Source organism: Specibacter sp. NPDC078692, assembly GCF_040686835.1.
Classification (GTDB): Bacteria; Actinomycetota; Actinomycetes; order Actinomycetales; family Micrococcaceae; genus Specibacter.
Genome location: NZ_JBFBLV010000056.1, coordinates 1 through 9943, shown reverse-complemented (window position 1 = coordinate 9943; position 9943 = coordinate 1). Strand labels below are relative to the sequence as shown.

Below are 9943 nucleotides of genomic sequence, written 5' to 3'. Positions count from 1 at the left end.
CGCAAGCATTGATCAGCCTGGCCATGCTCAGCCTCGGCGGCCACAAACCGGTACTCCCCGGACGAAAATGACCCACGGATATGTCAGGAGAGCCGCATTTGCAGTGTTTTCGCCGACGCTATCCCAGCATTTGCGGTCAGCGTGGCACACAAGAGGGAGGCCACCTTTCATAGGTGGCCTCCCGACGTTGTTCTTGGGAACTTCTTTCTTCGGACGTGCCTTGACCGTACGGAGTACAAGGTGCCGAAAAATATCCTCCGCTGGGTGGATGCCGCCAGAGGTCACGCGTGGGAAACTTGAGGAAGTCAACCACCACAGAAGAGGAAAAAATTCACGGTGGACTTCTTGCATCTCATTGATCAGATCAACGTCATGATCGAACACTCCGCTGCTCAGTGGTGGGTCATTCCCATGGTGGCGCTGTTCTGCCTGATCGACGGATTCTTCCTGTTCCTGCCCAGCGAAACAGCGATTGTGGCGCTGGCCTCCATTGCCTCCCGGAACGGCTATCCCAACATTTGGCTGCTGATCCTTGGCGCGTCCATGGGCGCCATGATTGGTGACAACATCGCCTACTGGATGGGCCGCAAACTTGGGGTTCAGCGCTTCGCCTGGATGCGCCGCCCCCGCATTGCCAAAGCCTTTGCCTGGGCTGGCATGGAATTGGACAAGCGCGGAGCCGTCCTCATCTTCACGGCCAGGTACGTCCCCGTGGGCCGGATAGCCGTCAATTTCACCGCCGGAGCCACCCTGTTTCCGTGGCGGCGCTTTGTGCTCTTGGACGGTATTGCCGTCGTGACGTGGGCTAGTTATTCAGTGGCCGTGGGCACATTCGCCGGGCGGTGGGTGCACGATAATCCGCTTTTGGGGGTCGGTATCGCCATCGCCTTTGCCATTGTGATCGGTATTCTCGTGGACCATGCACTGAAGTTGGTGCACCGATATGTGGATCGCCGCGCCCACAAGAGTTCCGCTCGCACAACGCCAAGCGAGCCAACGACGCCAGCTGATGCAAGCCCGCTGACGGTGCCGAAGGATTCGGCGGAGCCGGGTCCTGTGGATCTGAGTCCTGTGGGTCTGAGTGCGCCGGTGCTAGGTGCTCCCGAGTCAAGCCGCCTTGCAGCGCCCGACGCCGGAGAAGGTGACGGACACACTGTGGTGGGTGCCGCCGTCGTCCCTCATTGTGGCGGAGCGGGCAGCGGGAAGGGCGCCGTCAAGGTTGGTGGGCCATCCCCAAACGGCGCAGCGGCTGCCGGAATTCACCGGCACTAAGCCCGCGTCCAACTAGCGCCGGGCCCGGCTCATCCCTAGAGTGGGATTGTGACTAACTCAACTTCAGAACACACAGGCATTTCCATTCCCGTCGTGGACCTTAAATCATTGCCCAAAGTGTCCCTGCACGATCACCTTGATGGCGGGCTCCGCCCCGAAACCATCATTGAGTTGGCTGCCGAGGTCGGGCACACCTTGCCCGCCACCGAGGCTACGGAACTGCGCGACTGGTTCCTGGAATCGGCCGACTCCGGCTCGCTGGAGCAGTACCTAGAAACGTTCGAGCACACCGTTGCTGTCATGCAAACGCACGACGCCCTAGTGCGAGTCGCCAGAGAATTCGTTGAAGACCTCGCCGAAGACGGAGTGGTTTACGGCGAAGTTCGCTGGGCTCCGGAGCAGCACCTGAGCGCCGGGCTTTCTCTGGATGAGGCTGTCGAAGCCGTCCAGGAAGGTCTGGAAGTGGGCATGGATTCGGTGGATGAGGCGGGCGGCTACATTGAGGTCGGCCAGATCCTCACCGCCTTGCGCCACGCCGACCGGGGCGCCGAAATCGCCCAGCTGGCCGTTCGTCACCGCGACAATGGTGTGGTGGGCTTTGACCTTGCCGGCCCAGAGGAAGGCTACCTGCCCTCCCGCTTCACCGAAGCTTTCACCTACCTCGCGGAGAACAATTTCCCCGCCACGGTCCACGCCGGTGAGGGTGCCGGGCTCGAAAGTATCCAGGACGCGCTGGTCCACGGCCGGGCGCTGCGATTGGGCCACGGCGTGCGCATCGCCGAGGACATCCACCTCGATGTCCAAGAAGAAGACGGGCACGACGTCGGCACGCTCACCTTGGGCGATCTGGCGCAGTGGGTCCGAGACCGGCAGATCCCGTTGGAGATATGCCCGTCCTCGAACCTGCAGACCGGTGCCATTGCGGCGTTTGGCAGCACCATTGCCGAACACCCCATTGACTTGCTGCACCAGTTGGGCTTCAACATCACCGTCAACACCGACAACCGGCTCATGAGCGGTGTGACGCTGAGCGGCGAATTTGGGCTGCTCGTGGAGACCTTCGGTTATGGTCTGGACACCGTCCTTGAAATGACGCTGAACGCTGTTCACGCATCATTTTTGCCCATTGAATCACGCGAGCAGTTGGCTGAATTCATCGTGGAGAACTTTGAAGACGCCATGGAGGAAATGGACACCTTCGAAGACTCCGAAGAATTCGAAACCTTCGACGCCTCCGATCTGGACGAGCCCGAGTTGGATGAATCCGCTGTGGACGAAGACGGACGTGACAACTAGTTCTATGCCGGAATTCAACGGGCGGGCCAGCTCCACTGCGGTGGAGCTGGCCCGCCTTGTCGATGTGGTGGATGCCCTCCGGGAGCATTGCCTGTGGACGGCAGCACTGACTCATGAATCCCTCACCAGCTATTTGGTAGAGGAAGCCCATGAGTTCATTGAGGCACTGGAAACCGGCAGTTCAGCGCAGATTTCCGGCGAACTGGGCGATATCTTGCTGCAAGTGGTGCTGCATTCGCGCTTGGCTCAGGAATCCGGTGAGTTCGATTTAGCTGATGTGGCTCACGGTCTGAGCGAGAAAATGATTCGGCGCAGCCCACACGTCTTCCATCCCGATGGCACGTTGCAGGAGAGTTTCCCTGCCACGCTCGGCGAAATCGAGGAGACCTGGGAACGCGTCAAGGCGCAGGAACGTGAGCAGGCGCGTGAACAGGAAGCGGCGGTGAGAGCTACAGGAGCGCCCACGCAGTCCGGAAAACATGTCCAATCCGGGCCATTTTCCGGAATTCCGGGGTCACTGCCGGCTCTGGCCATGGCGCAGAAATCGGTGGAGCGTGCACGGCGAGCGGGGCTCGAGGTGCCGGAACCCGCGGGGAACTTCCCCAGCCCCATCGAATCGGAAGAAGAGCTCGGGAAGGTGCTGCTCGACGTCGTACTTCAGGCACAAAAGCGTGGCTTGGACGCAGAAAGGGCACTACGGCTAGCGGTACGAAACTTTCAAAGTCTGCACAGGGGATGATGGCCGCCGGGCGCACTCGCAAAGACTGAAATGCTAGTCTTTAAGTAGGGAATTATCGAGAAAATGAGGGGCGGCACTGATGACTACAGCACATTGGGCCCACGCCCCTGCGGAAAGTGGGGTGGCCTTGATGGCCTGCTTCGCGACCCCCACCGCTCCCTGACGCGCCCGGCCTAAAGCCGCCCGCCTCCGGTGAGCCACCTCAAAACACCATCCCTGTGCCGTCGAGAACGGCACGCCTGAAAAGGCACTTCCCTTTATTTGAGGACTCCTTGCTGTGGAAAAAATCTCCGAAAAACAAATCCGTTCCTGCTTCGTCAATGCGAGCCGTTCCGAGGCCGCCAAGCTGACGTTGCCAGCCAATTTTGCCGACCTTCACTGGGACGAACTCGACTCGCTCGGTTGGCGAGATCCCAAGATGCCGATGCGCGGCTACCTGATTACCCGGACCGCTGATCGTTTGGTGGGCATCATGCTCCGAGCTCCAGAGGGCGGCAGCGGCAAGAAGCGCAGGGTGCTGTGCGAGTTGTGCCGCGACGTCTATTCCGAGGAAGACGTGTACCTGTGGGTGAGCAAGCGGGCCGGTCAATCGGGCCGCGACGGGAACTCGGTCGGGACGCTGATCTGTGCCGAATTTTTGTGCTCGGCCAATGTCAGGAAGGTTCCTGCCGTCAATGAGATTGAGCCAGACCCGGTTGCAGTCATTGAACGGCAGATCCTGGGCCTGCGCGAACGGACCGAAAAATTCATGGCACGCGTTATGGGTTAGACCCGCTGTCGCTTCGCCTTGATTGTTCGCGTTCAAGCGATGGCCCAAGGGTAGTTTGCTAGTTCTTTGAGGAGATAGTGCCAGTCCTTAGTGCCAGGACTTAGTCCGCGAGAAGGGTGTAAATGGCTCGCCGGGCGGTATCCAATGCTTCAGTGGCTGCCTTGATTTGGTCCTCGGTGCCCGCCATCGATATTTGCTCGACTGCGCCAACGAGCTTGCCCAAGCCAAGCCGCAAATCAGTTCCGGCTCCGGCTTCCTCATTCACATCGGCCCAAACCTGCGCCATTTCTTGGCCGTTTTCGGCGACGTAGTTTTTGCCAGTGTCTGTTAACACGAACTCGGTGCGCTTGCCGTCGCCGGTTGACTCGATGAGTCCCTCGGATTGGAGTGCTGCCAATGCGGGGTAGATAGAGCCGGGACTTGGCCGCCAGGCGCCGTCGGTATGTGCGGCGATGGCGCCGATCATGCCGTAGCCGTTGTAGCTGTGCTGGCTCAATAGGGACAAAATGGCGCTCCGGACGTTTCCTTTGCGGACTCGGCCGCCACCGCGGGGACCGAAGCCGCCACGGCCGCCAAAGCCACCACCGGGGCCACCGCCTAGACCCCCGCCCATGCCGCCACTTCTGTGTCCGCCGCCGAGCGGCCCACCACGGGGCCCTCCGCCGTGTGGGCCGCCGCGGGGGCTTCCTCCACGAGGACCCCCGCCGCGGGGACCGAAGTCGCCGCGACCACCACGGCCGCGGCCTGCGTCATCCGGGAAACTTTCGCGAGGGTCGGTGAAATCACCATCGCCATTCGGGGGAGTGGGCTCGTTGTGGCGCCGTGACCGGTGGCCGCGCCGAGCGTCTCGCTGGTGATCATTGTTTTCTTGGGGAAAATTCAAGTTTTTCATTTTATGCTTGCTTGCCTGTTCTAAAAGTTGAAATATGGGGGCTGCCGGTGGAGGGAATCGATAGATGATTGCCGTCCCGAGCCCGGTGGTGGAAGTACGTAGAGACTGTCCACGAGACTGTCCACTGAATGATTTGTTCCTCGCGTTGCGTCGCTTTGAAAGCTTCTTTGACTGCGTTGTGATAGTTAACGATATATCGCTATATTCGTTTGCGCAAGAGGTTACTGCGCCACAGGTTTTTGGAAAATATCCTAAGCCGTCCGTTACGTCGTCCAATACGGTCCCTTGGGCGAATCTTCGCCGGGGTTACAGCACTTCTGGGCGTCTTGCCGGCCTCGTTCGGTTTATCAAAAGTCCGTTCCGTGTAGCGCAGGAAAGCTCTTGGCGTAGTAATGAGGGCTCAATCACGCTGTCGGCTACGATTGAGACGACAGCGTGGTCGACAAATACACTACAAAGCTGACTATTAGGAGCAATACGTGGCACTTATTGAAGCCATTCATGCACGCGAAATTTTGGATTCCCGCGGAAATCCGACCGTTGAGGTCGAAGTTCTGCTGACCGATGGTGCCATGGGCCGCGCAGGCGTTCCTTCCGGTGCATCCACCGGTGCCTTCGAGGCAGTGGAACTCCGTGACGGCGACAAGGACCGTTACCAGGGCAAGGGTGTTTTGCAGGCAGTCGAGGCTGTTCTGGAAGTTATTGCCCCCGAGATTGAGGGCCTGGACGCAACCGACCAGCGTCTGATCGACTCCGTCATGCTGGAACTGGACGGCACGCCGAACAAGGCGAAGCTGGGCGCCAACGCCATCTTGGGTGTTTCGCTCGCCGTGGCTAGTGCCGCGGCCGAGTCCGCTGGCCTGCCGCTGTACCGCTACTTGGGTGGCCCCAACGCGCACGTTCTGCCGGTGCCGCTGATGAACATCCTCAACGGTGGCTCACACGCTGACTCCGACGTCGATATCCAGGAATTCATGGTTGTGCCGCTCGGTGCTTCCACGTTCTCCGAAGGTCTGCGCTGGGGCGTTGAGGTCTACCACAACCTCAAGGCCGTGCTGCAGGAAAAGGGCCTCTCCACGGGCTTGGGCGATGAGGGTGGCTTCGCGCCGAACCTGCCGTCCAACCGTGCAGCACTTGACCTGATCCTGGAAGCCATCACACGCGCCGGCTACAAGCCGGGCACCGATGTTGCCTTGGCCTTGGATGTTGCCTCCTCCGAGTTCTTCAAGGACGGTGCATACCAGTTCGAAGGCAAGGCACTAACTGCTGCCGAGATGAGCGCTTACTACGCTGAGCTCGTTGCCGACTACCCGCTCGTTTCCATCGAGGATCCCCTGGATGAAGATGACTGGGAAGGCTGGAAGACTCTGACCGACGCCATTGGCGACGAGGTTCAGATCGTCGGTGATGACCTCTTCGTCACCAACCCCGAGCGTCTTTCCCGGGGCATCGACACGGCAACCGCCAACTCGCTGCTGGTGAAGGTCAACCAGATCGGTTCACTGACCGAGACCTTGGACGCTGTTTCCATGGCTCAGCGCGCCGGTTACACCACCATCACCTCGCACCGCTCCGGCGAAACCGAAGACACCACTATTGCTGACATCTGCGTTGCCACCAACGCCGGTCAGATCAAGACAGGTGCCCCGGCCCGCTCCGAGCGCGTTGCCAAGTACAACCAGCTGCTGCGCATCGAAGAAGAACTCGATGACGCTGCACGCTACGCAGGCCGCAGCGCGTTCCCGCGTTTCAAGGGCTAAATAGCGGTGAAGGCCGCGGCGGCTGACTAAGGTGGAGTTCACACCTGGTCAGCTACCGCGGCCTTGTGCGTTAAACATGAACGTCACTGAACTGAGCTAGCGTTGTCTGAAAAGCAGCCATTGGCGTTGGTGAGCTAGCGTTTGAGGAAAAGCTGCCATTAGTGCGATAGCGTTCGATGATGGGCCGAGACAAACTGCCGGCCGAATTCCTGAGGAGAAGCATGGCCACACGACGGCCCTCAGTGCCTAAGGCACAGTTCACTTCCGGACTCAAAGGTGCCCCGGAGGTCCCAGCCGCTGCCGACCCAGCTTTGGAAAGTACGACGACGGCACCTGGCTCAGGCGCTCGGGCCACCAAGGCCAAGGCTGACAAGCGCGAACGCCAGCCGACCAGCAATTCTCAGGGCCGCAGCAGCCAAGATGGCGTGATCCATCCGGCGGGTAACAGCCCGGTCCCGGCAAGAACTTTTTCTGGTCGCCTGATCGTGCTAGGTATCACGATGGGTGTGGTCACCATCCTGCTCGCGCCGAATGTGCACACCTTCGTCACCCAACGGACCGAAATCGCCCAACTGCGCGAAGACATCTCGGCCCGGCAGGCCCAACAAGACGCCTATGCATCCGAACTGCAACGGTGGGATGATCCGGCCTACATCAAGCAGCAGGCCCGCGACCGGGTCAGCATGCTCATGCCCGGTGAAACCGGCTACTGGGTTTATGGCGGCGACGATATTGAGGGCGCCCAGAACTCGGTAGACGCAGCTAAGGCGGCCGCCGTCGAGGCGACCACCGCCAAAAAAGCCACCGAAGTCACAGAAGACCCTTGGGTCGACAGCCTGTGGGAGTCCGTGAAGAAGTCAGCCCAAGTCCAAGCCCCTGCCGAGCCGGTAGCCCCGTCGGCTCCTGAGCCAAGCGCTCCGGCTGCGTCTGAGGAACCCGCGCCGTAGTAGCCTCCTCGTCACCGTGCTGTAAGAATGCGCTGGGGCATGAACCTTCGCTGCCTCCGGGCAGGCTAAAATTACAGGTTGAACATCACGGCCCTAGCGGCCTAATGCATGACAACAGCTCTATGAAAGGCCCGCCCGTGCCCGAAACCACCAGCTCCGCCTCGACCGGGCGTATTCCCACCCAGCACGATCTGGACACTCTCAGCCGCCAGCTCAACCGGCCCGTGCGTGACGTGGTTGAAATTCCGGCACGCTGCATTTGTGGCAACCCGCTGGTGGCTGCAACGGCTCCCCGTCTTAGCAACGGCATTCCGTTCCCCACCACTTTTTACCTGACGCATCCGGTATTGACCGCTGCCGCGTCGCGCCTGGAAGCAGCCGGACTCATGAATGAAATGAGCGAACGCCTGGAGACGGACACCGAGCTGGCCGCCGCCTACCAGAAGGCGCACGAGAGCTACATTGCGGCCCGCGAAGCTATCGGTGAACGTGCCGGCACGGGTCCTGTCCCGGAAATTGCAGGGATCTCCGCTGGCGGAATGCCCACCCGTGTCAAATGCCTCCATGTGCTGGTTGGTCACGCTCTTGCAGAAGGCCCCGGCGTGAACCCGCTGGGCGATGAAGCTCTGGCTGGGGTAGCCCAGTGGTGGACCGCCGATACCTGCTACTGCGCCGGCGCCTGGGATGACGGCGCACCGGTACCCAACAAGGACCTGAGCCGCCACGTTAAGCACCTTAACCAGAACGAGAACCAGAACTAGAACTAGAACTAGTAACGACCCAGCCAGTCCCGATTCTTGAAAGGCCCCACCATGCGTGTTGCAGCCATCGACTGCGGAACGAACTCCATCCGCTTACTCATTGCCGATGTGACGCAAGAGCCGCACGGCTGCCAGTCACTGCGCGATGTGCACCGCGAAATGCGGGTTGTCCGGCTGGGACAAGACGTTGATGTCACCGGCAGCTTGGCTCCCGAGGCGTTGGCTCGCACCTTCGCCGCGGTAGACGACTATGCCGCCATCATCGCGGCCCATGCCGTGGAACAGGTGCGTTTTGTGGCTACGAGTGCCACCCGTGATGCCAGTAACAGGGATGAATTTGTCGCTGGTATCAAGGAGCGCTTGGGCGTAGAACCGGAAGTGGTCAGCGGCGCGCAAGAGGCGGCACTGTCCTTTTCCGGGGCTGTGTCCGTGCTACCGGCCTTGGGTGCGAAGAAGGTACTTGTTGTTGACTTGGGCGGTGGCAGCACCGAGTTCGTAGTGGGTGATGGCAACGGCGTCTTGAGCGCACTGAGCGCCAACATGGGCTGTGTGCGTTTTACCGAAAGGTACCTGCAGGCTGACCCTCCCACCGAAGAACAAATCGCTGTGGCCGAGGCAGCGGTGCAGGAAAAACTTGCCGAAGTTCTCGCCGTGGTGCCCTTGGCTGATATTGACCAGGTGGTGGGAGTTGCAGGTTCCATCACCACCATCACAGCCCACGCCCTCGGGTTGGTGCGCTACCAGAGTGAGGCGATTCATGCCGCCGTCGTACCCCTGGAAAAAGTGGACGCAGCAGCCTCCTCGTTACTCTCCATGACGCGGGCTCAGCGAGCGGAGTTGGGCTTCATGCATCCGGGCCGGGTAGACGTCATCGGTGCCGGAGCACTGATCTGGCGCACCGTGCTGCGCACCCTCTCGCAGCTCAGCGGCGGACGGGTGGAATCGGCAACCACCAGCGAACACGATATTCTTGACGGAATCGCCTTGGGTGCAGTCCGAGACTGACACCGCCCCACAGCCTTCCTTTGGAATGGCCATCTCACGGAAACGAGCTCCCATGCAGTTAGCCCCACGGTTGCGTAAAACCGCAGCCGCGCTGATGACGCTTGCCCTGGCTGGCTCGTTGCTCATGGCTGGCGCTACCGTGGCGCAGGCCGATGACATCCGCAACCGGGAATACTGGCTGGAACAGTCCGGAATTGTGAAGGCCTGGGAAGTTTCCCAAGGCGAAGGCGTCAAGGTCGCCATTATTGACAGCGGCGTTGACACCGACCATAAAGACCTCAAAGGTGCCGTGGTGGGTGGGATCGACATGTCCGGCGCCGGCAACGAAAAGGGCAGCAAGGGGATCGGGGCTGAACCCGAGCACGGAACGCTAGTGGCCACTATGCTGGCTGGTCGTGGCCACCCTGCCCCCACCGCTACTCCGTCCACGGGCGCACCCAAAGCCAGCAGTTCAGCCAAGCCCAAGGAAACCGTCGGTGCTGGGCCTGACGGTGTCATCGGA

Annotated in this window: 11 protein-coding genes; 9 read left to right on the top strand and 2 right to left on the bottom strand. The window is 60.6% G+C overall.

Annotated elements, in window-relative coordinates; all coding sequences use genetic code 11:
* The first annotated feature begins 336 nt into the window (after positions 1-336).
* The 4 genes from AB0O97_RS19985 to AB0O97_RS19970 all read left to right on the top strand — a co-directional run bounded on the left by AB0O97_RS19985 (position 337) and on the right by AB0O97_RS19970 (position 4076).
* Positions 337-1272, top strand: a complete 936-nt coding sequence (locus AB0O97_RS19985; RefSeq protein WP_363885004.1) for a DedA family protein — start codon at positions 337-339, stop codon at positions 1270-1272.
* 48 nt (positions 1273-1320) lie between these two features.
* Positions 1321-2568: an adenosine deaminase gene (locus tag AB0O97_RS19980; protein ID WP_363885002.1), complete on the top strand. Its 1248-nt coding sequence runs from the start codon at positions 1321-1323 to the stop codon at positions 2566-2568.
* Complete coding sequence (locus AB0O97_RS19975) at positions 2558-3307, top strand: MazG nucleotide pyrophosphohydrolase domain-containing protein (protein ID WP_363885000.1); 750 nt, start codon at positions 2558-2560, stop codon at positions 3305-3307. Before AB0O97_RS19980 ends, AB0O97_RS19975 begins: the two co-directional genes overlap by 11 nt.
* Positions 3308-3584: 277 nt before the next feature.
* Entirely contained in the window at positions 3585-4076 is a 492-nt protein-coding gene (locus AB0O97_RS19970) for an FBP domain-containing protein (RefSeq protein WP_363837032.1), read from the top strand.
* 100 nt (positions 4077-4176) lie between these two features.
* Here the strand turns inward: AB0O97_RS19970 and AB0O97_RS19965 are convergent, their stop codons facing one another.
* Both AB0O97_RS19965 and AB0O97_RS19960 read right to left on the bottom strand, forming a co-directional pair.
* Positions 4177-4689, bottom strand: a complete 513-nt coding sequence (locus tag AB0O97_RS19965) for a PadR family transcriptional regulator (RefSeq protein ID WP_363884999.1) — start codon at positions 4687-4689, stop codon at positions 4177-4179.
* Entirely contained in the window at positions 4674-4865 is a 192-nt protein-coding gene (locus AB0O97_RS19960; RefSeq protein WP_363884997.1) for a hypothetical protein, read from the bottom strand. The genes AB0O97_RS19965 and AB0O97_RS19960 overlap by 16 nt, the downstream gene beginning before the upstream one ends.
* Before the next feature lie 582 nt (positions 4866-5447).
* Between AB0O97_RS19960 and eno the strand changes: the two genes are divergently transcribed.
* From eno to AB0O97_RS19935, 5 genes are all read left to right on the top strand, one after another.
* Positions 5448-6728 carry a phosphopyruvate hydratase gene (gene eno / locus AB0O97_RS19955; protein ID WP_363884995.1) on the top strand — a complete coding sequence of 427 codons (1281 nt, stop codon included), beginning with the start codon at positions 5448-5450 and terminating at the stop codon, positions 6726-6728.
* A gap of 221 nt (positions 6729-6949) precedes the next feature.
* Positions 6950-7675: a septum formation initiator family protein gene (locus AB0O97_RS19950; protein WP_363884993.1), complete on the top strand. Its 726-nt coding sequence runs from the start codon at positions 6950-6952 to the stop codon at positions 7673-7675.
* Positions 7676-7812: 137 nt separating this feature from the next.
* Positions 7813-8436: a DUF501 domain-containing protein gene (locus AB0O97_RS19945; RefSeq protein ID WP_363837019.1), complete on the top strand. Its 624-nt coding sequence runs from the start codon at positions 7813-7815 to the stop codon at positions 8434-8436.
* 51 nt (positions 8437-8487) lie between these two features.
* Complete coding sequence (locus AB0O97_RS19940; protein ID WP_363884991.1) at positions 8488-9441, top strand: Ppx/GppA phosphatase family protein; 954 nt, start codon at positions 8488-8490, stop codon at positions 9439-9441.
* 52 nt (positions 9442-9493) lie between these two features.
* A partial coding sequence (locus AB0O97_RS19935) for a S8 family serine peptidase (protein WP_363884990.1) occupies positions 9494-9943 on the top strand: 450 nt, incomplete at its 3' end.

Coding starts and splice junctions, on each gene's coding strand:
- AB0O97_RS19940 (WP_363884991.1), top strand. CDS start 8,488: ATGCGTGTTGCAGCCATCGACTGCGGAACGAACTCCATCCGCTTACTC.
- AB0O97_RS19960 (WP_363884997.1), bottom strand. CDS start 4,865: ATGGTGATTTCACCGACCCTCGCGAAAGTTTCCCGGATGACGCAGGCC.
- AB0O97_RS19950 (WP_363884993.1), top strand. CDS start 6,950: ATGGCCACACGACGGCCCTCAGTGCCTAAGGCACAGTTCACTTCCGGA.
- AB0O97_RS19965 (WP_363884999.1), bottom strand. CDS start 4,689: ATGGGCGGGGGTCTAGGCGGTGGCCCCGGTGGTGGCTTTGGCGGCCGT.